Genomic DNA, 22,321 nt, shown 5'->3' on the forward strand with positions numbered 1-22,321 from the left:
CCCATTCGCGCTACTGCGATCGCGCCGCCGGACGTGCGTTCTTAGCGTTTCGGGCATCGAGGTGCATTTGTGACGTGAGCGGAACAGGTCCGCGGCTGCTCCTCGGGGACCCGGAGGATTCACCATGCGCGCGATATGCGTCGCTTCGGCCTCGGCCGTACTGCTGGGCGCCGGCGCCCTCACCTCCTGTGTACCGGCCGGCGCGGCCATCCGGACCGACTTCGGCTTCAGCGTCGAGCCCTCCACCGTCGCGGCGGGCGGCCAGGTCACGCTGCGGGTGGAGCGCAACGAAGCGTGCAAGGGGGAGGCCGCGGTCTTCTCACCGGTCTTCGACGTGGTCGTCATCCCGCCGGAGAAGTCGTCGGCGACGGCCAGGGTCGACTGGGACGCCAAGCGCGGCGCCGTGTACGACGTGGAGTTCGTCTGTGACGAGTCGAGCGGCACCGCGCGCCTGACCATCGCGGGCGGCCGTCCTGCACATCACCCCGCACACCACCACCGCCACCCGTCGAAGGGTGTGCACGCCGGAGAGGGCGGCACCCTCGCCGGTTTCGACCTCGAGGAGATCGGCCTCGGCGCCGCGCTCATCGCCGGCGCGCTGGGCACGGCGTACCACTTCGCACGCCGCCGCACCGACGAGGACGCCGGCTGACCGGCCCGGCGCGTCGCACGAGAAGTCTTCGCCCCGGATCCGTCGAGGGATCCGGGGCGAAGACCGTTCACGTGCGAGGCGGCTCGTCGAAGGAGCGGGAAACGAGGCGTCAGACGCGCCGCTCGGCGCGGCGGCGCATCCAGAAGACCCCGCCGCCGACGACCGCGGCGGCCACGAGCCCACCGCCGATGGCCATGTCGGTCGGGGTCGCACCGATGGTGCTGCTGCCGCCGATACCGCCGCGGACACCGCCGATGACGGTGAAGGCCTGGGGCTTGGTCAGACTCTTGCCGTCGCAGGTGACCGTGATGTCGTACGGCCCCGGGCTGGCGTTGTTCCTGATGGTGGCGGTGCCCCTCGCCGTCTCCTTGTGGCTGGAGACGGGCGAGAGCCTCGCCGGCATCGTGAACGCGTTGGAGGTCGCCGTGCCGCCCTTGGGGCAGCCGTCGACCGTGATGGTCAGCTGGCCGCCGCGGGCGATCGTGCTGGGCAGGGCGACGATGTTGCTGGGTGTGTCCCACGCGACGGCCGCGGGGGCGGAGAAACCGAGGGCGGCGACCGCGGCGCCGGCGACCGCCAGGGCACGAGTGTTACGCATGTGAACCTCCGCGGAAGACGCCCCGGGACCCGTCCCCGGTCGATCGGCGAGAAAGCGCCTCCCAGAAAGACAGTCAGTTGCCCAGCCCGGACCCGCACTTCGGGAATGGTCCGTCCTGGTGAGAGCAGGCACCGCGGGAAAACCGCGCAATCGGATATCGCCGCAGGTCACGAACGGTCAGAAATTTCCTCGCGGCGGCAACTCGGATGGCGCACCTCATGCCCCCGGGCCACCTCTGGCAGCCCTGGCCACCCCGGACAGCCCCGTGTCCACCCGTTCGCTCCTGCCCCGTCGCCGCTTTCGCGCGCGGCACTTAGCGTTCTGATATGCGCGAACGACACGGCGACGGCCGCTTCGAGAGGGGATGGCCCATGTCTGCGTCCGAGCTGGCCGAGGCGGAAGAGGAGGCGCGACGCAAGAAGCGCGCCCCGTGGGGCGTGATAGCGCTGGTTCTGCTGACCGGCCTCGCGCTCATCCGGAATGGTTCGGGGGAATTCGACGAAGGCCCGCCGCAGCCGGCGACCGCGGCCGCGGCGGACAGCCACGTGCCCGGCGACACCTTCGCCGGGGTCGTCAAGCCCCTCCCCTACGCCCTCCCGGACCGGGTGAGGATCCCGGCGATCCAGGTCGACGCGCCGATGATTCCCGTGGGCCTGGACGCGGACGGCTGGGTCGGCGCGCCGCCTCCGGAGGACCCGAACCTGGCCGGCTGGTTCACCGGTGCCGTCACCCCCGGCGAAAAGGGCACCGCGGTCGTCGTCGGCCATGTCGACAACCAGCAGGGACCCGCCGTGTTCTACGGGCTCGGGGCCCTGAAGAAGGGAAACCGCGTCGAGGTCGCCCGGCAGGACGGAAAGACCGGCGTGTTCGAGATCTACGGCGTCGAGGTGTTCGAGAAGGACAACTTCCCCGGCGACCGGGTCTACGCCTCCAAGGGCTCGGCGGAACTGCGGGTCATCACCTGCGGCGGCGGTTTCTCCCAGCAGAACGGCTACGAGGGCAACGTCGTCGCCTTCGCCCGCCTGGTCGAGGTGCGCTGAGCGCTCCCGGCCGGGCGGGCGAAGGCCCGACGGCATGCCTCACGCGTAGTGCCGCCGGGGCACGGTGACGTAGTAGCCGGAGTCCAGCAGTTCGGGCAGATAGCGCCGCAGGGCCCGCACGCTCTGCGAGCGGTCGCCCCCGGCGTCGTGTGCGAGCACCACGACACCGGGGGCGGCGCCGTTCTCGACCCGGTTGACGATGGTCCGGGTGCCGGGAGTCGCCCAGTCGAGGGTGTCGAGCGTCCAGGCGAGGGGTTCCATGCCGAGTTCGGCGCCCAGTTGGAAGGCGGCGCGGTTCCAGGCGCCGTAGGGGGCGCGGAACCACTCGGGGCGCTCGCCGCAGGCCTCCTCGATGACGTCGCTGGTGCGTTCCATCTGGGAGCGGATCTGCCGGCGGGTGAGGCGAGTGAGCAGCGGGTGGGACCAGGTGTGGTTCCCGACGACATGGCCCTCGTCGGCCATCCGGGCCAGCAACTCCTTGTTGTCGACGGCCTTCTCCCCGCACACGAAGAACATGGCGCGCACGTCGTACTCGGCCAGGATGTCGAGGATGTCCGGGGTGTAGCGGGGGTCGGGGCCGTCGTCGAAGGTCAGCACCATGGTGCGGCCGCGGCCGGAGACGCGCAGCAGCGGTTCACGGCGTACCAGGGTCCGGCGGGGCGCGGCCTGCGGCGGGCCGTATCCGGTCAGGGGCTGGAGGCGGTACGCGGAGGAGCCGGGCGGGCGGCGGGCCTGGGGCCCCGCGACCGGGACGGTCCCGGCGGGGCCGTCTCCGGTGACCGCCGTTAGCACACCGGCCGTGGCGGCCGCTCCCACGGCGCCGGTGCCCGCGATCAACAGCCGGCGCCTGGTGAGCAACTGATCCTTCTTCATGACTCATCAGTCGCCCGGCGGAAGGCCGACGCACCTGAGCAACACCGGTGCGGCGGCACGTTTACACCCGAACGGCCCAAGCAGAAGGGTCGGTGGCGGCGCATCACAGGCAACGGCAGGGCACGCTACCTGGAGGTCCGGGCACCCCTGTTGGCCCTGCCTGACCTCGATGACAGGCCGGCGAGGGGGTCGGCGGGCTCGGTCCCGTCCCCTCCGGCGAGGCCGAGCGCCGCCAGTGACGGCGGCCCTTCCGTGGCGGCGGGCCGCTGTCCGCCCTTCGAGTGCCCGCTTCCCCAGGATTTGCGCATCGACGGTTGAGACCAAGCCCTCGATGCGGGCCTCCTCATCGTCGTGCGGGGCGGCTTCCAAGCGCCGCGAGCGGAACAGGGTGCCGGCGGCGTTCATCAGGGGCGAGCGCGCCGAACGGGCCGAACAGGAAGATGGCCTCGCAGCGTGAAGGAACAGCACTCCCATCAGTTCTCGTCCCTGCGCGCCGCGGCCTACGCCGTCGGCCTGGCCCGGCGCCAGCACGCACTGCTCGCCGTGGTGTACGTGCAGCCGATGCCGGCGGCGGGCGCGGCGCTCGGGGCGCCGGTGGCCGAGACGACCGACGAGATCGCCGAGGACCTGGTGGCGCAGATCCGGGACGCGGCCGAGCGGCTCAAGGGGATATTCGAGGTCCGCTGGGAGTTCCACACGTTCCGCGGCGACCCGTACAACGGCCTGGTGAAGGCGGCGGACGAACTCAGGGCGGACGCGGTGGTCGTGGGCGCGTCCGAACAGGCGGGCCACCGGATCGTCGGATCGGTGGCGGTACGGCTGGTGAAGGCGGGGCGGTGGCCGGTGACGGTGGTGCCGTAGGCCTTTAGCAGAACGAGGAGACGGAAGTCGGCAAGGGCACGCGGGCATCTTCACGCTCGCGGGAACCGTGGCCAACGGTACGGCGGGTCCGGCCGTGCTCGTCTCCTCGTCGCGGGCGTCGCGAGTGCCGCGGCGGCCCTGTCCTACGCCGAGTTCGCCGGGCTCATCCCGAAGGCCGGCTCCGTCGTAAAGGCCTACTCCTCCATCACCAGGCCGTCCTCGGCCGCGCCCCGGCTGAGCACGACGTCGCGGATGCGGTCGCGGACGGCCTGGACGCCGGCGCCCTGGGCGATCGCCCGGTTGAGGTTGACGGCCCGGCCGGCGTCGACGTCGAACAACTGCGGGACGAATTCGGCCTTCGTCACCTCCCAGCGGCCGCCCGGCCGTGCGGGCGGGGCGAAGGTGAAGCGGCCGAGGGTGGACTGGTTGCCGCGCGGGTCCCGGGCGCCCTGGTGGTTGGTCATCTCGCCGGAGATCTGGTCGCCCATGCCGTAGATCACCCAGGTGCCGTTGACCTTCTCGTAGGCCTGCGGGACGTGCGCGTGGGTGCCGAGGATGAGGTCGATGTCGGGGCGCCCCTGACTGCGGGCGGCGGTGAGGCTCCGGGCCAGGGTCAGCTGCTGCTCGTCGGGGGCGTCCTGCCACTCGGTGCCCCAGTGCGTGGAGACCACGACCACGTCGGCGCCGGCCCGGCGCGCGGCCCGGGCGTCCGCGAGGATCCTGGCCTCGTCGATGAGGTTCACGGCCCAGGGCTGTCCGTCCGGGAGAGGGATGCCGTTGGTGCCGTAGGTGTAGGCGAGGTGGGCGATCTTCGCCGGGCCCGCCTGGAGGACCGTCACCGTGCGGGCCTCCTCCTCGGCGCGTGCCGAGCCGGCGTGCCGTACGCCCGCGCGGTCGAGGGCGTCGAGGGTGCGGCGGATGCCGGCGGCGCCGTCGTCCAGGGTGTGGTTGGAGGCGGTGGAGCAGCCGTCGTAGCCGGTGGCGGCGAGGGCCCGGGCCACCTCGGGCGGGGACTTGAAGGTGGGGTAGCCGGTGTAGTCGCCGTCCGCGCCGTAGACGGTCTCCATGTGGCACAGGGCCACGTCGGCGCGGGAGACGACGGAGCGGATCCCCGCGAGCATCGGCCGGAAGTCATAGCCGGTGCCGCCGGCGTCGAAGCGGGCCCGGTCGTTGATCGAGCTGTGCGGGAGGACGTCGCCCGAGGCGACCAGTGTGAAGCCGCGGGTTCCGGCCACGGACGGTGCCGGGCGTCCGGGGCCGGCCGGTTCGTGGCTGCGGGCCTGGCAGGCGGCACCCGCGGCGAGGGCGACGGTCAGGGCCAGGGCCACCTGTCGACTGCGCGCGATCATGCATTCACCCCACTGTGGGCGTTGTGGTCGTATTTACGCACAAACAGGAAAGAAGGCTCACAGCGCCCAACGCGGCTCCGACACGCTCATTAGCCCGTCCGGCGGGCGGCCGTGACCGTTCGTCGAACCGTTCGTCGACGCGATCGACCGTCCGTCGCACAGGCGGATACGTGCCCTGTCCCCTGGCTTGGCCCTGCGGTGGCATACGGCCATGACGGCCGGATCCACTCTCACCAACGGAACGACCGCCGAGCACGAGCTCGCCGCACTGCAGCGGGAGCACGGCCGGCCCCTTTTCGCGCTCCTGCTCCGGCTCTGCGACGGTGACCGGCAGCGCGCGGAGGACCTGGTCCAGGAGACGCTGGTGCGTGCCTGGCAACACCCCGAGGCGCTGCGCGCCGACGACTTCGAGTCCGTACGGCCCTGGCTGATGACCGTCGGGCGACGGCTCGCGATCGACGCCCGGCGAGCCCGGCAGGCCCGGCCGGCCGAGGTCGGCGACGCGGTGCTGGAGAACGCGCGGGTCATCTCCGACCACGCCGAGCGGGCCGCGGCGATGCTCGACGTCCGCCAGGCTGTGAAGACACTCACTCCGGAACACCGTGAAGTCCTGGTGCTCGTGTACTTCCAGGGGGCGAGTGTGGCGGAAGCCGCGGAGACCCTCGGCATCCCGCCCGGTACCGTGAAATCCCGCGCGTACTACGCGCTGCGCGCCCTGCGCCGGGTGCTTCCGGGATACGCCACCGACCTGCGCTGAAACCCATGGCTGAGTCAAACCTCCGTAAAGCGCCTTGCTGAGGACCCCGGTTGAGTAATCGGCTGTTCCCATCCGTGTTCCGGATGGGGCCGTCAACGCCCCGGGGCCCGGTGTCGGGCGACGCGCACGTACCGGAGGAAGGCAGGAAGGGATGCTGCACAGAGGTCACGAGAGCACGGACGGCGGCGGCGAACTGACCGTCCCCATGGCATGGTTGTACGCCGAGTACATCGCCGACGAACTGCTGCGGACCGGCGATCTGATGCCGCCGACGTCCTTCGAGTTCCGCGCGGGGCGGGACGCCCTGGCGCTGACCATCTTCCTCTCCGACACCGAGGGGGAGCTGTCCGGCATCCGGGTCGTCACGCAGCTGGAGACGTGGCTGTCACTGACGGCGTACGACCAGCCGTGGCAGGAGTGGGTGCGCGAGCGGCTGGCGGAGCTCGCCGCCGGGGCCGCCGGGTCGGGCCGGCCCGCGCCGGACCTGGACCTGGCGGCGGAGGCCTGGCGCTGGCTCCAGGAGACGGAGCTGCTCGCGCCCGACCTGAACGCGGTGCCGGGCGGCGCTCCGGTGGTCGGGGAGGACGAGGGGCCGAAGGTCTGGACGCCCGCCTGGCAGCTCGGACTGCCGCTGGGACACCTCGCCATTCATCTTTTTTAGATTTCTGCGGCCCCGGACCAATCCGCGGGCCGGAGCGCTCCGAATCCTTTGGTTGCGATTGTGTCACCGGCTTGAGTGATTCCGCTGCCTGGTCCGTACCGGTGGGAGCAAGGAGTAACCCCACCCACACCCAACGGCACGAGGATTCGGCATGAGGTCCCTGGAAAGGCATCGCGACGTCGGCGCCTACGCGCTCGGCGTGCTGGACGAGGCGGAAGCCTTCCGCTTCGAGGACCACCTCATGGAGTGCCCTCGGTGCGCCGCAGAGGTGACGGAATTTGGCCCGACGACACGGCAGTTGATGCTGTACCGGCGGGCGACGCCACGGGTCGTGCACCCGATGGCGCAGCCCGGGCCGCGCATGCTGGACCGGCTGCTGGCCGAGGTGGCGACGCGGCGCCGGGCCGGACGCAGACGCATGCTGTTCGCCCTGGCGGCGTCGGTGGTGTTCGCCGTGTCGGTGCCCGGGGTCGCGATGATGGCGCAGGGCAGCGACGAGGGGCCCCTGACGGTTGCGGCGACCGATGCGCGGACGGGGGTGTGGGCGCAGGTCACGACGGAGGACGAGGCCTCGGGCAGCCAGGTCGAGCTGAAGGTGAAGGACGCTGCGGGCCCCCGCGCCTGCCACCTGGTGATCATCGGCCACGACGGCACGGAGGAGACCGCGACCAGCTGGCACGGGCCCGGCCACGACGCCCAGCCCAACACGATGATGGCCAGCTCGTCCATGCATCCGGCGGAGATCGCCCGCTACGAGATCCGCTCGGCGGCCGGTGAGGTCCTGGTCAGACTCCAGCCGCGCTGACCATCCGTGCGCCCCTGCCGCCGGGCACTCCCCGCGCCCCGGTGTGAGACTGCTGGACGAACGCACCCGGGAGGTCCCGGGTGCCCGCGGTCCCGGCGAGGAGAGACGAGGTGGCGACGGCAGAGACCGGCGACGGTCGCCTGGAGGAGTTCCTCGCCGATTCCGCAGACCGCGGCGCTGGACCCGACCACCGCGGCGGCCCGCTGCACAAGGGCCCTGGGGCTCCTCGTGATCGGGCAGGCCGACCGGGGCATGCACTCCACGACGATGCCGGTCCACGTTTTCCCGGACATTACCGGCGAAACCCCGCTGGCCGTCCTCCACCGGCTCCGTGACCCGCCCCACCTCCAGCTCCTGGCACAGATCTCCGGCGGCTACCCCCTCTACGTCGTGGTCCACGCCCCTCCGAGGCCGCGACGAGTGAGGCGATCGACCGGATGTTCTCCATCCCCGGCGTCCGCCGCGTCAACGCCCTGCCGGCCCTCAGCACCCTGCGCCGTGGCATCACCTGGGACCCCCGGTTCCTCACCGAGGCCGAACGCACGGTCGTCGCCCGGCTGATCCAGGACGGCCGCGCATCCGCCGCGAGCATCGCCCGAGCCGCCGGTCTGGCCACCTCCACCGCACACCGCGTCGTCCGCCGCGTCCTCGACGAGGGGTGGGTCAAACCGCGCCTGGAGATCGTGTCGGAATGGCTCGGCTTCCAGACCCCCTTCATGCTCCGTCTGCGCGTTGCCCCCGGCGAAACCCCCGACGTCATGCACCGTATCGACCAGCTCCCCCAGACCCGGCTCGCCGTCCACGTGGCCAGCGACATGTCCGTCCTCGCCACCGGCCTGGTCACCGACCGCTCCGCCTCGGCGCTCTTCGTCGACGACGAACTGTCCGGGATCCCCGGCATCCTCGCCGTCGGCGTCGACGTCATGCCGGCCGAACCGCGCCGCTACTGGCTGGACCGGGACGGGACCTCCGGTCGCGGCGAATTCCACGCGCCGGCGCTTCTGTAGCCGGGTCCGACGGCGCCGGCCGGCGCGATGGATCCAGAACGCCGTCTTCCGCGGCAGCTCACTTCAGCAGCCGGGACATCCTGCGGTCCGCCAGCGGTTTGCCGCCCGTCTGGCAGGTCGGGCAGTACTGCAGAGAGGAGTCGCTGAAGGACACCTCGCGGACGGTGTCGCCGCACACCGGGCAGGGCTCGCCGGTGCGGCCGTGCACGCGCAGGCCGCTCTTCTTCTCGGCCTTCAGCCGGCCCGCCGCCACGCCCCGGGAGCGCTCGACCGCCTCGGTGAGCGTGTCGCGCAGGGCCGCGTACAGCCGCCCGGTCTCCTCCTCGCTCAGGGACGCGGCCAGTTTGAAGGGCGACATCCTCGCCGCGTGCAGGATCTCGTCGCTGTAGGCGTTGCCGACGCCCGCGATCAGGCCCTGGTCGCGCAACGCGCCCTTGAGCTGCCGCCGTTCACCGGCCAGCAGTTCCGTGAAGCGCCGCTCGTCGAAGTCGTCGGCCAGGGGGTCCGGGCCCAGCCGGGCGACGCCCGGGACCTCCTGCGGGTCGGCCACGACGTACACCGCGAGCCGCTTCTGGGTGCCGGCCTCGGTCAGGTCGAAGCCGGCGCCGGTCTCGAGGGCCACGCGCAGCGCGAGGGGGCCCTTGCCGGGGCGGGGCGGGCCGTCGGGCAGGCGGTCCTTCCAGTGCAGCCAGCCGGCGCGGGCCAGGTGCGTCACGAAGTGCGGGCCGCCCTCGGTCCCGATGTCGAGGAACTTGCCGTACCGGCGCACGCCGGCGACCTCGTGGCCCTCCAGCGCGGACAGGGGCGGGTGGTACGTCTTCAGGACGCTGATCGCGACGGGCAGCACCCGTACGATCTCGTGGCCGACGAGGTGCTCGGTGAGGAAGTCCTTGAGCGCCTCGACCTCGGGGAGTTCCGGCATAGGTCCAGAGTGCCACGTGGGGTCACTCCGGGTCGGGCACCACGAACTCGCACCACACGGCCTTGCCGCCGCCGCGTGCCTCCACGCCCCACACGTCGGTGAGCAGCTCGACCAGCAGCAGGCCCCGCCCGGAGACGCCCGACTCGCCCGCCTCGCGGCGGCGCGGCAGGGCGCTGGAGGAGTCCTCGACCTCGACGCGCAGCCGGCGCTCGGAGCCGGTGAGGGCCCGCAGGGTGACGATCGCGGAGCCCTCTGTGTGTATCAGGGCGTTGGTGATCAGCTCGTCGGCGACCAGTTCGATCTCGTCGGCGCGGTCCCGGGCTCCCCAGGCGCCGACCGCTGTACGGATCATGTGCCGGGCCTCGGCCAGGGCCGCCGGATCGCCGGGGGCGACAAGCCACTGGAGCCGGCGGCCGGACCGCGGGCCGTCCGGGCCGCGCCGGCGCAGCAGGAGCAGCGCCACGTCGTCGTCGCCGCCGCGTTCGGCGGCCACGTCGATGAGCCGGTCGGCGAGGTCGCGTACGTCGTCGGGGCCGGTGTCGACGAGCGCGGTGAGGGTGCGCATACCGTCGTCGAGGTCGGCGCCGGGCTGCTCCACCAGGCCGTCGGTGCACAGCAGCAGGGTCTCGCCCGGGTCCAGCTCCACGGTGCCCACGGGGTAGTCGAGGCGGCCGAACTCGGCGGACAGGCCGAGCGGCAGGCCGCCCGGGACGGTGACGCGGCGGCAGGAGCCGTCGGTCTGCCGCACGAGCGGATCGATGTGGCCGGCCCGGACCATCTGGAGCACGCCGGTGGACAGGTCGGCCTCCGCGTAGAGGCAGGTCGCGGAGCGGTCGGTGTCGAGTTCGTGCAGGAAGACGGAGGCCCGGGCCATCACGGTGGCCGGGGTGTGCCCCTCGGCGGCGTAGGCGCGCAGCACGATGCGCAACTGGCCCATGACGGCGGCCGCGTGCGTGTCGTGGCCCTGGACGTCGCCGATGACGGCGCCGACCCGGCCGCCGGGCAGCGGGATCAGGTCGTACCAGTCCCCGCCGATGTCACGGCCGAAGGAGCCGCCGACGGTGGCGGCGCGGTAGCGGACGGCGATGTCGGCCCCGGGCACGCTCGGGATGGTCCGGGGCAGCATGGCCTGCTGGAGGCCCTGCGCGAGGTCCATCTCCTGCTCGTAGAACATGGCCCGCTGGAGGCTCTGCGCGATGCTGCTGCCGAGGGCGACGAGGATGTTGCGCTCCTCGGGCGTGAAGCCGCGCCGGTCGCTGTAGAGCAGGCCCATCGCGCCGATCGGCCGTGCCTGGACGATGAGCGGCAGATAGGCGGCGGAGGTGATGTTCAGGTCGGTGATGTGCGGCCAGAGGATCGGGTAGCGCTCGGCGAAATCTTCCGGCGACTCGATGAAGCAGGGGGCGAGGGTCCGTACGGCCTCGCTCATGGGGTAGGGCTCGTCGATCCGGGTGATGCGGGTGCCGGGCACGAAGCTGTCCGAGGGTCCTTCGGCGACCAGGCGGATGCGGCCGGCCTCGACCAGGCCCATGACGAGGCTGGTGGCGCCCAGGTGGGTGAGGCCGTGGGTGTCCTTGAGGACGTCGATGACGTCCTGGACGGTGCGGGCGTGGGCGAGGGCGGCCGTGGTGAGTTCGACGACGCTGGTCTGCTGCCGGCGGGCCTCGTCCTGGGCGGCCTGGTCGCTGCGGGCCTCGCTCTCGGCGAGTTCCTGGGTGGCGTCCCGGACGATGCCGATGATGCGGCGGGGCCGTCCGGTGTCGTCGCGCCGGATGTAGCCCTGGGTGTGGGTCCAGCGCAGGGAACCGTCGCGGCGGCGGATGCGGAAGTAGGAGCCGTAGTTCTCGCTGCCGTCCTTGAGGGCCTGGGTGACCGCGGTGTCCAGGCGCCGGGCCTCGCCGGGCGGGACGCGCTGGGAGAGGGTCTCGGGGTGGTCGTCGTACTCGTCGGGGCGCACGTCGAAGACCTCGTGGGCCTGGGCGTCCATCTGCATGAGGCCGGTGTCCAGATCCCAGTCGAAGGTGCCCATCCGGTTGAGCGCGAGGATCGCGTCCGGATGGGCGGGCCAGTCGTCCGGGAGTGACAGGGCGCTCGCTCCCCGATCAGCCATGGGCCCACCTTGCCAGGATTCGTCCGATTCTTCGACCGGATGTGCTGAGTTTACGGGCCGCTCCGCCGTACCGGCCCTCAGTTACCGAAGACGTCCGTGGGGCTGCCGAGGATGCGGTCTTCGGCCGGATCGTCGGGAATCAGCCCGGCTCCGTCGGGCGGATCGGGACTGTCCGGCACGGTGTCGGGGCCGACCTCGTCGAGGCCGCCGGGGTCTTCGGGGGACGGCTCGCCTGGCAGCGGGCCGGTGTCGTCGGCCGGCGGCGGGTCCGTGACGGTGGCCGGGGGGCTCGGGTCACTCGGGGGGCTCAGGTCCCACGGGGACGTGCTGTCCAAGTCCAGGTTCGGGGAGACGTCGGGCTCGCGCGGGCCTGGGGGCGGTGGCTCCGACGGCTCCGGCGCCGAGGCCGGGGGCGTCGTCACCCAGACCGGTGGCGGCAGGGCCCGGTCGCGGCGTACGTCGTGACCGGCGCGCCGTTCGATCCAGGTGCGGGTGGTGACGTCGACGATCGTGAAGTCGGTGATCGCCCGCGGGGCCGGGGTCACGACGACGACCCGGCCGGGCCGGTAGCCGGGCCAAGGGTTGCCCTTGGCGTGGGGCGTGCCGCGCATCGCCACGGGCGGGCGGAGCGGGTTGCCGCAGGCGCACCGGACGCGCGGCATGCCCCGGTCGTCGACCAGGACGGCGGTGCCCGCCTGGAGGACGGCCTGGCGGCCGGCGGCCCGGCCGGACCGGAAGCCGTGGTTGGTGACGCGGGTGTCGGCGCGCAGCACGACCGGGGTCAGTCCGCGCAGGTGGTCCGGGACGGACGCCGGGGAGACGCCCGCAACCTGGGCGAAGGCCCGCGTCCTGGCCCGATCGCGGGTCAGGTGGCCGATCTGCCGGGCGACGTCGCAGCTGCCGGTCCGCTCGATGCCGCCGTACAGGCCGGGTGTTCCGCCGGAGAGCGAGCGCAGGCCGCTGGGAGAGGCGGAGACCCGGACGGCATCGCCCGGGCCGGCCGTCTCCGGCGTTCGGGGGAGGGGGGACGGGGTAGCCGTCGTGGTGGCCGTGGAGGCCGTGAAGGGGTGCGGCCCCTGGGCCGCGGCCGATTGGAGGAAGAGTGCCCCGCCGGCGCCCGCGGCGTCGCCGTCGCCGCCGCTGTTCGCGCCGCAGCCGCAGCCGCAGAGGAGGAGCGCCGCGAAGAGCGCGCAGGCCGTGACGAAGGTCCCGGTCGGTCTTCGCACCTCGCCCTCCAGCCCATTTCGTCACACACGAGGTAATTGATCACTATTGTTTGCTTCACTCACTCGGGTCACGCAACCGGAGCGGTGGCACACGGAGCGTGACTCCGGGGTCCGGCGACGCACTGGGAGGAGCGCACGGCCGTGGACTGGTTCACCGCATCCGACTACTGGCTGAGCCGGCTGGTCTTCCAGCGGGCGCTGGCTGCCCTGTACCTCGTCGCGTTCCTGACGGCGGCGTTGCAGTTCCGCGCGCTGATCGGGCAGCGCGGCATGCTGCCGGTGCCGAAGTTCGTCGAGCAGGTGCCTTTCAAGCGGGCGCCGAGCCTGTTCCAGCTGCACTACTCGGACCGCTTCTTCGCCCTCTGCGCGTGGGCGGGCTGCGCTGTGTCGGCGGCGCTGCTGGCCGGGCTCGACTCGGCTCTGCCCCTGTGGGGCGGCATGCTGCTGTGGCTGGTGCCGTGGGTGCTGTACCTGTCGATCGTCAACGTCGGGCAGACCTGGTACTCGTTCGGCTGGGAGTCGCTGCTGCTGGAGGTGGGCTTCCTCGCCGTGTTCCTCGGCAACGACGAGGTGGCACCGCCCGTCGTCGTGCTGTTCCTGCTGCGCTGGATCCTGTTCCGCGTGGAGTTCGGCGCGGGGCTGATCAAGATGCGCGGCGACGAGTGCTGGAGGAAGCTGACGTGCCTGGACCACCATCACGAGACGCAGCCGATGCCGGGCCCGCTGAGCTGGTTCTTCCACCATCTGCCCCGCCCCCTGCACCGGGTCGAGGTGGCCGCGAACCACTTCACGCAACTCGTGGTGCCGTTCCTGCTGTTCACCCCGCAGCCGGTCGCGACGGCCGCCGCCGCCCTGATGATCGTCACCCAGCTGTGGCTGGTGCTGTCGGGCAACTTCGCCTGGCTGAACTGGATCGCGATCGTGCTCGCCCTGTCGGCGGTGGAGTTCCCGACCGATCCGCCGTCGGTGCCGGGCGCACCGCTCTGGTACGAGGTCGTGGTCCTCGCGGTCGCCGCGCTGCTGGTGGGGCTCAGCTACCACCCGGTCCGCAACATGATCTCCCGCCGGCAGATCATGAACCGCTCCTTCGACCCGCTCCATCTGGTCAACACCTACGGCGCGTTCGGCAGCGTCAGCCGGGTCCGCTACGAGGTGGTCGTCGAGGGCACGTCCGACGACGTACCGCGTGAGGACTCGCACTGGCGGGAGTACGAGTTCAAGGGCAAGCCCGGTGATCCCCGGCACTGGCCGCGCCAGTTCGCGCCGTACCATCTGCGGCTCGACTGGCTGATGTGGTTCGCGGCCCTCTCCCCCGCGTACGCCGGGTCGTGGTTCGGCGCGCTGGTGGAGCGGCTGCTGGAGAACGACCGCGAGACGCTGAAGCTGCTGCGCCGCTCACCGTTCCCGCCGGAGGAGCCTCCGCGGTACGTGCGCGCCCGCCTGTTCCGCTACCGCTACACGACGTGGCGGGAGCTGCGGGAGACGGGCGCGTGCTGGGAGCGGACGTACGTACGGGAGTACCTGCCGCCGACGCGGCTGGCGGAGACCGTTCAGAGGTCGTAGACGCGGGTGGCGGTGGCCCCGAAGATCCGGGCGTGGCCGGATGGGCCGGTCAGCCGGCGTGCGGTGTCGAGCACGTCGCCGTAGGTCGCCGCGAGGGTGCACACCGGCCAGTCCGAGCCGAACATCAGGCGGTCCGGGCCGAACGCGTCCAGCACCGTGTCGGCGTACGGGCGCAGGTCGTCGATCGTCCAGGACGCGAGGTCGGCCTCGGTGACCATGCCGGAGAGCTTGCAGACGGTGTTGGGCAGGGCGGCGAGGGCGCGCAGGTCGGACACCCAGGGTTCGAGGGCGCCGGAGGCGATGGGCGGCTTGCCCAAGTGGTCCAGGACGAAGGTGAGTTGCGGCAGATCTGCGGCCGTATTGGTGCAGGCCGGGAGCTGGTGGGGCAGCACGACCAGGTCGTACACCAGCCCCGCGTCGGCCACGGCGGTCAGGCCTCGGCGTACGTCCGGACGCAGCAGCCACTCGGGGTCCGGCTCGCCCTGAACCTGGTGCCGGATGCCCTTGAGGTACCGTCCGCCGGGCAGTTCACGCAGCCGGGCCAGCTCGTCGGCCACGCCGGGGCGGGTGAGGTCGGTCCAGCCGACGACCCCGGCGATCAGCTCGTGCCCGGCGGCCAGGGCCAGGAACTCCGGGGTCTCCTTGGCCACGGTGACGGTCTGGACGAGGACGGTGCGGTCGACGCCCGCCGCGCGGGCCTCCGATGCGAGATCCTCCACCGTGAAATCGCGTCGGATCGGGCTGCCTTCCGCGATCCAGTCCTGGTCCCGGACGGCCAGGTCCCAGACGTGGTGGTGCGCGTCGACCACGGTCATGACGGCAGCTCCCAGACGACGGGCAGGCCGGCGGCCGCGCCCTCGCCGGAGTAGTCGTGCACCACGTCCAGCAGTTCGGCCATGCGGGCCTGCCAGGCGACGTTGACCGGCAGTTTCTCCAGTTCGGCGAGGAGACGGGCGTAGTCCTCGCACTCCAGGACGTGGAACAGGTCGGTGCCGCTGCGCCAGATCGTCCAGGAGGTGGCGCCGGCGGCGCGGATGGCGTCGGTGAGTTCCCCGGGCACCTCGCGGTGGGCGGCCTCGTAGTCGGCGATGCGGTCGGCGCGGACCTTGGTGTGCAGGGCGACTCTCATGACGGCTCCTTGGCCGCCGCCTCGGACGGCTCCTCGGCGGGGACGGGGGCGTCGGCGGGCAGCAGGTTCTTGGCGCGCAGCTCCTGCCAGAACGCGGCGGGCACGCGGGCTGCGAACTGGTGGGCGCAGTCGCGGACTTCGTGTGCCGAGCGGGCTCCGACGAGGACGCTCGCGACGGCCGGGTGGGCGGCGCAGAAGGCCAGGGCGGCGGCCCGCAGCGTGGTGCCGTGGCGGTGGGCGACGGACTTCAGACGCAGCGCCCGCTGGACCAGGTCGGAGGGTGCGACGGTGTAGTTGTACTTCGCGCCGGGCTGCGGGTTGGCCAGCAGGCCGGAGTTGAAGGCGCCGCCGATGACGACGGACGTGCCGCGTTCGTGGGCGGCGGGCAGCAGGCCGGTGAGGGCGCTCTGGTCGAGCAGGGTGTAGCGGCCGGCGCACAGCACCACGTCGACGTCGGTGTCTCGGACGAAGCGGGTGAGCATCTCCGCCTGGTTCATCCCGGCGCCGATCGCCCCGACCACACCCTCCGAGCGGAGCTTTTCCAGCGCCGGGTAGCCCTCGCGGAAGGCCCATTCGGCGTGCTCGTCCGGGTCGTGGAGGTAGACGATGTCGACCCGGTCGAGGCCGAGCCGTTCGAGGCTGGCCTCCAGGGTGCGGCGGATGCCGTCGGCGCTGAAGTCCCAGACGCGGCGGTGGGTGGCGGGCACGGCGAAGCCGCCCGCCAGGTCGTCGCCGCTGCCGTCCGAGGGTTCCAGGCGGCGGCCCACCTTGGTGGAGACGGTGTACCGGTCGCGGGGGTGACCGCGCAGGGCGGCGCCGAGGCGGCGTTCGGACAGGCCGAGGCCGTAGTGCGGGGCGGTGTCGAAGTAGCGGATGCCCCGCTGCCAGGCGGCCTCGACGGCCTCGTGGGCCTGCTCCTCGCCGACCTCGGTGTACAGGTTGCCGATCGCGGCCGCGCCGAAGGACAGGGCGCTGACCTCGACGCCGCTGCCGCCGAGCCGGTTCACCGGGCCACCGGGCGCAGCCGCAGGCCCTGCATGCCGCCGTCGACGGCGAGCGAGGTGCCCGTGGTGGCGCCGGACAGGGGGCTCGCCAGGTAGGCGATGGCGCCCGCGACCTCGCCGGCACCGACCAGGCGGCCGGTGGGCTGGCGGGCCTCCAGGGCGGCGCGTTCGGCGGCCGGGTCCGGGGCGGCGTCGAGGAGGCGGCCGACCCACGGTGTGTCGACCGTGCCGGGGTTGACGCAGTTGACGCGGATGCCCTCGCGGACGTGGTCGGCGGCCATGGCGAGGGTCAGCGAGTACACGGCGCCCTTGGTGGCGCTGTACAGGGCGCGCTGCGGCAGGCCCGCGGTGGCCGCGATGGAGCAGGTGTTGACGATCGCCGCGTGCGCGGAGGCGCGCAGGTGGGGCAGGCAGGCGCGGGCGGTGCGGACCATGCCGACGACGTTGACGTCGTAGACGCGGTGCCAGTCGTCGTCGGAGTTGTCCTCCACGGTGCCCTGGGCGCCGATGCCCGCGTTGTTGACCAGGACGTCCAGCCCGCCGAGGTCGGCGACCGCCGCCGCCACGGCCTCGCGCACGGACGCGTCGTCGGTGACGTCCGCACGGTAGGCGAGCAGCGGCTTGTCGACCGATGCCGGGTCCAGGTCCAGGACGGCGACCTGGGCGCCGCGCTCGGCCAGCAGTTCCGCGGTGGCCCGGCCGATGCCGGAGGCGCCGCCCGTCACCAGGGCTCTCAGACCCTCGAAGTCCCTCATACAGCCTGACCCTTCTGCGTCTCGTCGAGGTCGGCGGCCCAGAACTCGCCGCCGGGGTAGGTGTACCGCGCCAGCGACTCGGGCCGCATGGCGGCCGAGAAGCCCGGCGTGGTGGGTGCCGTGTAATGACCTTCGCGGATGACCACCGGGTCGAGGAAGTGGTCGTGCAGATGATCGACGTATTCGATGACGCGGTCCTCGGTGGTTCCGGTCAGGGCCACGTAGTCGAACATCGACAGGTGCTGGACCAGTTCGCACAGGCCGACGCCGCCCGCGTGCGGGCAGACCGGGACGCCGAACTTGGCCGAGAGCAGCAGGATCGCGAGGTTCTCGGGGACGCCGCCGACGCGGGCCGCGTCGATCTGGACGACGTCGAGCGCTCCGGCCTGGAGGAGCTGTTTGAAGACGATCCGGTTGTGCACGTGCTCGCCGGTGGCGACCTTCACGGGGGCGACGGCCCGGCGGATCGCGGCGTGGCCGAGGATGTCGTCGGGGCTGGTGGGTTCCTCGATCCAGTACGGGTCGAACTCGGCGAGGGCCTTGGTCCAGCGGATGGCCTCGTCGACGTCCCAGCGCTGGTTGGCGTCGACGGCCATGCGGATGTCCGGGCCGATGACGGAACGGGCCACGCGGCAGCGGCGGATGTCGTCGTCGAGGTCGGCGCCGACCTTGATCTTGATCTGCCGGAAGCCGTCGGCGACGGCCCGGTCCGCGAGCCGGGTGAGCTTGTCGTCGTCGTAGCCGAGCCAGCCGGGTGAGGTGGTGTAGGCGGGGTAGCCGCGTTCCAGCAGCCGGGCCGTGCGCTCCTCGGCGCCCTGTCTGCCCCGGCGCAGGAGGGTCAGGGCCTCCTCGGGTGCGAGGGCGTCGGTGAGGTAGCGGAAGTCGACCTGGCGGACCAGCCATTCGGGTTCGGCCTCGGCGAGCAGCCGCCACAGCGGCAGGCCGGCGCGCTTGGCGGCGAGGTCCCACACGGCGTTGACGACCGCGCCGATCGCCATGTGAATCACGCCCTTCTCGGGCCCAAGCCAGCGCAGTTGGCTGTCGCCGATCAGTTCGCGGTTCAGCGTGGACGGGTCGGCGCACAGGTCGTCGACGGAGCGGTCGATCAGGTGTCCGCGCAGCGCGTCGATCGCGGCGACCTGCACCTCGTTGCCCCGCCCGATGGTGAAGGCGAATCCGTGCCCCTCGTGCCCGTCGGCCGCGTCCGTGCGCAGGACGACGTAGGCCGCCGAGTAGTCGGGGTCCGGGTTCATCGCGTCGGAGCCGTCGAGCTCGCGCGAGGTGGGGAAGCGGACGTCGTGGGTGTCGACCGCGATGATGCGGGCGGGCGTCGGGGACACAGAGGGCCTTTCGGGTCGGTGGCGGAGGCGGGCGGGTCAGTCCTGGGCGCGGCCCGTGGTGACCCGGGCGATCATGAGGGCGACCAGGATGATCCCGCCGTAGATGGCCTGGATCCAGAACGACGGCACCTGGGCGAGGGTGAGCAGGTTCTGCACGACGCCCAGAAGGAGTACGCCGGTCAGGGCGCCGAACATGGTGCCCTTGCCGCCGTCGAGGGCGATGCCGCCGATCACCGCGGCCGCGAACACCGTGAAGATCATGTTCTGGCCCTGGTTGGCGCTGATCGCGCCGACGTACCCGGTCTGCATGATGCCGCCGACGGCGGCGAGGACGCCCGCGACGACGAACACGCCGAGCATGACGCGCTCCACGCGGATGCCCGCCGCCCGGGCCGCGTCCGCGTTGCCGCCGATGGCGTACAGGGCGCGTCCGAGGCGGTGGTACTTCAGGACCAGCCCGGCGACGGCGAAGGCGATCGCGGCGAGCCACACGGACAGCGGGACGGTGAGGAAGGTGGTGGTCGCCAGCGAGTAGAAGCTGTCGGGCATCCCGAACAGGGTCTTGCCCTTGGTCGCGCCGACCAGCAGGCCGCGCAGCACGATCAGCATCGCGAGCGTCACGATGAACGCGTTGAGTTTGAACTTCACGACCAGGACGCCGTTGAAGGCGCCGACGGCCGCGCCCGCGACCAGGGCCGCCAACAGGGCGAGTGCCGCCGGGAGTTCGGTGCCCCAGCCGGACTGGGCGGCGGGCAGGACCAGCAGGGCGCCCACGGCGGGTGCGATGCCGACGACCGATTCCAGGGACAGGTCGAACTTGCCCGTGATGAGCACGAGGGACTCGGCGAGCACGACCATCGCGAGGGCGGCGGAGGCGCCGAGGATCGAGACGATGTTGCGCTCGGTGAGGAACGAGTCGTTCACCACCGCGCCGAGCACCAGGAGCAGCAACAGCGCGGGCACGAGGGCGAGTTCACGGGCGCGGCGGAGCAGGACGGCCTTGGCGGCGCGCGGGTCGGTGGCGCGCGCGGGCGCGAGCGGCGGGGCCGTCTTGGTCTCAGCCATGGTCCACTCCTTCGATGGAGGCGATGAGCTCGTGGTCGCGCCAGCCCGCCGGATGCTCGGCGACGACACGGCCGTGGAAGAGGACGAGGACCCGGTCGCAGCGCCTGAGGTCGTCGAGTTCGTCGGAGACGACGAGCACGGCGGTGCCGTCCTCGCGGGCGCTGTCCACCCGGGCGAGCAGGGACTCCTTGGACTTCACGTCGACGCCCGCGGTCGGGTTGACGAGGACGAGGAGCCGGGGGTCGGAGGCGAGGGCCCGGGCCATGACGACCTTCTGCGCGTTGCCGCCGGACAGGTCCGAGACGGGCTGGTCAGGGCCCTCCGCGTGGATGTCGAGGCGTTCGATCAGCGCCGTGGCGACACCGCGCTTGCGGTCGGTGCCGACGAAGCCGAAGCGGCCGAGCCGGTCCAGGACGCTGAGGGTGGCGTTGTCGCCGATGGACATGCCGAAGACCAGGCCCTCGTCGTGCCGGTCGCGGGGGACGAAGCCGACGCCGGCCTTCAGCGCCGCCTGGACGTCGCCGAACGGCAGCGGAGCACCGTCGATACGGGCCGTCCCGCTGGTGGGCGTGTGCAGTCCGGTGACCGACTCGGCGAGCTCGATCTTGCCGCTGGCGCTGGATCCGGCGAGTCCGACGACCTCACCGCGGCGGACGGTGAGGTCGACGTTCTCGTACGCCGGCGAGGTGAGTCCGCGGACGTCGAGGAGCACGGGCCCGGCGTCCCCGAGGGTCCTTCGCCGCTCGGCCTGTTCGGCGATCGTCTCCCCCGCCATGGCCTCCACCAGGGCCTGGCGGGGCAGGTCGGCGACCGGGGCCGTGGTGATCCAGCGGGCGTCGCGCAGGACCGTGACGGCCTGGCAGACCTCGTAGACCTCCTGGAGGTGGTGCGAGATGAACAGGAAGGTGACGCCCGAGTCCTTCAGGGCACGCATGCGCGTGAACAGCCGCTCGATCTCGCGGTTGTCGAGCTGGGCGGTGGGTTCGTCGAGGATGATGAAGCGGGCGCCGAAGCTGAGGGCCCGGGCGATCTCCACCATCTGCCGGTCCTCGACCTTGAGGTCGGCGGTGCGGGCGTCGGGGTCGACGCGCACGTCCCAGGTGTCGAGGAGCCGGGCCGCCTCCGTCTTCAGGTGGCGCCAGCTGATGAACCCGCGCCGGAGCGGCTGCCGGTTGATGAACAGGTTCTCGGCGACGGTCAGTTCGGGGACGACCGTCGGGTGCTGGTAGACGCAGGCGACCTTGCGGCGCCAGGCGTCGCGGTCGGTGAGCGGGGGCGCGGGGTCGCCGTCGAAGCGGACGGTGCCCTCGTCGGGGGCCTCCAGGCCGGTGAGGATCCTGACGAGGGTCGACTTTCCGGCGCCGTTGCGCCCGACGAGGGCGTGCGACTCGCCCGGCAGCACGGTCAGTTGCCCGTCGGCGAGGGCGGTCGTGGGGCCGTACCGCTTGACGATGCCCCGCGCTTCAGCCAGTGGGGTGCTCATTTGACCGTGTTGCCCCAGAGCTTGGGGTCGTCGACGTTGTCCTTCGTCACCAGCGGGGCGGGCAGCTGGTCCTCCAGGATGCCGCTGGGCAGCTTGACGATGGTCGAGTCGTGGTCCGTCGGGCCCGGCTCGAACGTCTTCCCCTGCATCGCCGCCTTGATGTAGTACATGCCGTACTTGGCGTAGGCGTCGGCGGGCTGGGAGACGGTCGCGTCGATCTCGCCCTTGCGGATCGCGTCGAACTCCTGCGGGATGCCGTCGTTGGAGACGATGGTGATGTGGCCCGGCTGCCCGGCCTTCTTCAGCATTCCCTTGGATTTGAGGGTCTGGAGGGTGGGCGCGAGGTAGACGCCGCCCGCCTGCATGTAGATGCCCTTGATGTCGGGGTTGGCGTTGAGAAGGGTGTCGAGCTTGGACGCCGCCGTGTCGGACTCCCACTTGGCGGGGATCTCCAGGACCTTCAGCTTCGGGAAGTTCTTCTTCACACAGGCGCGGAACGCCTCGGAGCGGTCGCGGCCGTTGACCGACGCCAGGTCGCCCATGATCTGCACGACCTTGCCGGAGGTGATGTGCTCGCCGAGGTACTGGCAGGCCTTCTCGCCGTACGCCACGTTGTTCGCCCGGACCACCATGGCGACCTTGCCCTTGTCGGGCGCGACGTCCACGGCGACGACCGGCACGCCCTTGCGCTCGGCCTGGTCGAGGCCCGCCTCGATGGCGGCACTGTCCAGCGGGGCGACGACCAGACCCTCGACACCTTGGTTGAGCTGGTTGTTGATGTCGGTGATCTGCTGCGAGGGGTCGCTGTTGGAATTGACGGTCTTCATCGCGTCCACGCCCTCGGACTTCGCCATCTTGGGCACGTAGTCGTTGTACGACTGCCAGAACGGCGAGGTCAGCAGGGGCAGGATGACCCCGACCCTGCCGCTGCCGTCGCCGCCGCCGGCACCGGAGGCGCCGGTGTCCTTGGTGCTGCCGCAAGCGACGAGCACGAGACAGGCACCGGCGGCCAGGGCCACCGCGCCGACGATCCGGGACCTGTTCCGCTTGCGCACTGTGCTTCCGGGCATCCGAGGGCACTCCCATCGACCGGTGTTCCAGCAGATGCCCGCATACTTATC

21 protein-coding genes and 2 pseudogenes are annotated in these 22,321 nt (G+C 72.0%); 9 read left to right on the forward strand and 14 right to left on the reverse strand.

All coding sequences use genetic code 11. The features are described 5' to 3' along the window. Window positions 1-124: 124 nt before the first annotated feature. A complete protein-coding gene (locus ACIBNA_RS07450) occupies window positions 125-652 on the forward strand; it encodes a hypothetical protein (protein WP_399164283.1) in 528 nt (175 codons plus the stop codon). Between the two features lie 109 nt (window positions 653-761). Here the strand turns inward: ACIBNA_RS07450 and ACIBNA_RS07455 are convergent, their stop codons facing one another. Further along, window positions 762-1,250: a hypothetical protein gene (locus ACIBNA_RS07455; protein WP_399164284.1), complete on the reverse strand. Its 489-nt coding sequence runs from the start codon at window positions 1,248-1,250 to the stop codon at window positions 762-764. A 371-nt stretch (window positions 1,251-1,621) separates the two neighbouring features. On the opposite strand from ACIBNA_RS07455, the gene ACIBNA_RS07460 reads away from it, so the two are divergent. Next, window positions 1,622-2,290 carry a class F sortase gene (locus ACIBNA_RS07460; RefSeq protein ID WP_399164285.1) on the forward strand — a complete coding sequence of 223 codons (669 nt, stop codon included), beginning with the start codon at window positions 1,622-1,624 and terminating at the stop codon, window positions 2,288-2,290. 39 nt (window positions 2,291-2,329) lie between these two features. On the opposite strand, the gene ACIBNA_RS07465 is transcribed toward ACIBNA_RS07460, so the two are convergent. Continuing rightward, the gene (locus ACIBNA_RS07465) at window positions 2,330-3,163 is read right to left on the reverse strand and encodes a polysaccharide deacetylase family protein (protein WP_399164286.1); all 834 of its coding nucleotides are present in this window, start codon (window positions 3,161-3,163) and stop codon (window positions 2,330-2,332) included. Window positions 3,164-3,616: 453 nt separating this feature from the next. Between ACIBNA_RS07465 and ACIBNA_RS07470 the strand changes: the two genes are divergently transcribed. Both ACIBNA_RS07470 and ACIBNA_RS07475 read left to right on the forward strand, forming a co-directional pair. Further along, the gene (locus ACIBNA_RS07470) at window positions 3,617-4,024 is read left to right on the forward strand and encodes a universal stress protein (RefSeq protein WP_399164287.1); all 408 of its coding nucleotides are present in this window, start codon (window positions 3,617-3,619) and stop codon (window positions 4,022-4,024) included. Window positions 4,025-4,064: 40 nt separating this feature from the next. Next, a pseudogene (locus ACIBNA_RS07475) lies at window positions 4,065-4,207 on the forward strand (amino acid permease); the annotation flags it as partial. Between the two features lie 11 nt (window positions 4,208-4,218). On the opposite strand, the gene ACIBNA_RS07480 reads toward ACIBNA_RS07475, so the two are convergent. Continuing rightward, on the reverse strand, window positions 4,219-5,373 hold the full coding sequence (locus tag ACIBNA_RS07480; protein ID WP_399164288.1) for a CapA family protein: 1,155 nt from the start codon (window positions 5,371-5,373) through the stop codon (window positions 4,219-4,221). Window positions 5,374-5,584: 211 nt separating this feature from the next. Here ACIBNA_RS07480 and ACIBNA_RS07485 point away from each other — a divergent pair, with 211 nt between their 5' ends. The 4 genes and pseudogenes from ACIBNA_RS07485 to ACIBNA_RS07500 form a co-directional block, all read left to right on the forward strand. After that, window positions 5,585-6,130 carry a sigma-70 family RNA polymerase sigma factor gene (locus tag ACIBNA_RS07485; protein WP_399164289.1) on the forward strand — a complete coding sequence of 182 codons (546 nt, stop codon included), beginning with the start codon at window positions 5,585-5,587 and terminating at the stop codon, window positions 6,128-6,130. Between the two features lie 151 nt (window positions 6,131-6,281). Continuing rightward, entirely contained in the window at window positions 6,282-6,791 is a 510-nt protein-coding gene (locus ACIBNA_RS07490) for a hypothetical protein (protein ID WP_399164290.1), read from the forward strand. A 151-nt stretch (window positions 6,792-6,942) separates the two neighbouring features. Next, window positions 6,943-7,596: a zf-HC2 domain-containing protein gene (locus tag ACIBNA_RS07495; protein ID WP_399164291.1), complete on the forward strand. Its 654-nt coding sequence runs from the start codon at window positions 6,943-6,945 to the stop codon at window positions 7,594-7,596. Between the two features lie 222 nt (window positions 7,597-7,818). Beyond that, window positions 7,819-8,603, forward strand: a pseudogene (locus ACIBNA_RS07500) (winged helix-turn-helix transcriptional regulator); the annotation flags it as partial. A 58-nt stretch (window positions 8,604-8,661) separates the two neighbouring features. On the opposite strand, the gene ACIBNA_RS07505 reads toward ACIBNA_RS07500, so the two are convergent. From ACIBNA_RS07505 to ACIBNA_RS07515, 3 genes are all read right to left on the reverse strand, one after another. Next, window positions 8,662-9,525 carry an Fpg/Nei family DNA glycosylase gene (locus ACIBNA_RS07505; RefSeq protein ID WP_399164292.1) on the reverse strand — a complete coding sequence of 288 codons (864 nt, stop codon included), beginning with the start codon at window positions 9,523-9,525 and terminating at the stop codon, window positions 8,662-8,664. A gap of 22 nt (window positions 9,526-9,547) precedes the next feature. After that, window positions 9,548-11,635: a SpoIIE family protein phosphatase gene (locus ACIBNA_RS07510; RefSeq protein ID WP_399164293.1), complete on the reverse strand. Its 2,088-nt coding sequence runs from the start codon at window positions 11,633-11,635 to the stop codon at window positions 9,548-9,550. A 77-nt stretch (window positions 11,636-11,712) separates the two neighbouring features. Beyond that, window positions 11,713-12,861, reverse strand: a complete 1,149-nt coding sequence (locus ACIBNA_RS07515) for a DUF6777 domain-containing protein (RefSeq protein ID WP_399164294.1) — start codon at window positions 12,859-12,861, stop codon at window positions 11,713-11,715. A 141-nt stretch (window positions 12,862-13,002) separates the two neighbouring features. Between ACIBNA_RS07515 and ACIBNA_RS07520 the strand changes: the two genes are divergently transcribed. Further along, window positions 13,003-14,424 (forward strand): lipase maturation factor family protein, encoded by a 1,422-nt coding sequence (locus ACIBNA_RS07520; RefSeq protein WP_399164295.1) that lies wholly within the window; start codon window positions 13,003-13,005, stop codon window positions 14,422-14,424. Here ACIBNA_RS07520 and ACIBNA_RS07525 read toward each other — a convergent pair. The 8 genes from ACIBNA_RS07525 to ACIBNA_RS07560 are packed head-to-tail and all read right to left on the reverse strand — an operon-like array spanning window position 14,412 to window position 22,270. Beyond that, window positions 14,412-15,239 carry an amidohydrolase family protein gene (locus tag ACIBNA_RS07525; RefSeq protein ID WP_399164296.1) on the reverse strand — a complete coding sequence of 276 codons (828 nt, stop codon included), beginning with the start codon at window positions 15,237-15,239 and terminating at the stop codon, window positions 14,412-14,414. The two genes, ACIBNA_RS07520 and ACIBNA_RS07525, sit on opposite strands and share 13 nt — an antisense overlap. Further along, window positions 15,236-15,553, reverse strand: a complete 318-nt coding sequence (locus ACIBNA_RS07530) for an L-rhamnose mutarotase (RefSeq protein ID WP_274821309.1) — start codon at window positions 15,551-15,553, stop codon at window positions 15,236-15,238. Before ACIBNA_RS07530 ends, ACIBNA_RS07525 begins: the two co-directional genes overlap by 4 nt. Continuing rightward, window positions 15,550-16,560: an aldo/keto reductase gene (locus tag ACIBNA_RS07535; protein WP_399164297.1), complete on the reverse strand. Its 1,011-nt coding sequence runs from the start codon at window positions 16,558-16,560 to the stop codon at window positions 15,550-15,552. Before ACIBNA_RS07535 ends, ACIBNA_RS07530 begins: the two co-directional genes overlap by 4 nt. Beyond that, window positions 16,557-17,312 carry an SDR family NAD(P)-dependent oxidoreductase gene (locus ACIBNA_RS07540; RefSeq protein WP_399164298.1) on the reverse strand — a complete coding sequence of 252 codons (756 nt, stop codon included), beginning with the start codon at window positions 17,310-17,312 and terminating at the stop codon, window positions 16,557-16,559. The genes ACIBNA_RS07535 and ACIBNA_RS07540 overlap by 4 nt, the downstream gene beginning before the upstream one ends. Further along, complete coding sequence (locus ACIBNA_RS07545; RefSeq protein ID WP_399164299.1) at window positions 17,309-18,652, reverse strand: L-fuconate dehydratase; 1,344 nt, start codon at window positions 18,650-18,652, stop codon at window positions 17,309-17,311. The genes ACIBNA_RS07540 and ACIBNA_RS07545 overlap by 4 nt, the downstream gene beginning before the upstream one ends. A 36-nt stretch (window positions 18,653-18,688) precedes the next feature. Beyond that, on the reverse strand, window positions 18,689-19,717 hold the full coding sequence (locus ACIBNA_RS07550; protein ID WP_399164300.1) for an ABC transporter permease: 1,029 nt from the start codon (window positions 19,715-19,717) through the stop codon (window positions 18,689-18,691). After that, entirely contained in the window at window positions 19,710-21,200 is a 1,491-nt protein-coding gene (locus ACIBNA_RS07555) for a sugar ABC transporter ATP-binding protein (RefSeq protein ID WP_399164301.1), read from the reverse strand. Before ACIBNA_RS07555 ends, ACIBNA_RS07550 begins: the two co-directional genes overlap by 8 nt. Then, window positions 21,197-22,270 (reverse strand): sugar ABC transporter substrate-binding protein, encoded by a 1,074-nt coding sequence (locus ACIBNA_RS07560; RefSeq protein ID WP_399164302.1) that lies wholly within the window; start codon window positions 22,268-22,270, stop codon window positions 21,197-21,199. The genes ACIBNA_RS07555 and ACIBNA_RS07560 overlap by 4 nt, the downstream gene beginning before the upstream one ends. Between the last annotated feature and the right edge of the window lie 51 nt (window positions 22,271-22,321).

The organism is Streptomyces sp. NPDC050164 (genome assembly GCF_044459945.1).
GTDB lineage: Bacteria > Actinomycetota > Actinomycetes > Streptomycetales > Streptomycetaceae > Streptomyces > Streptomyces coeruleorubidus_A.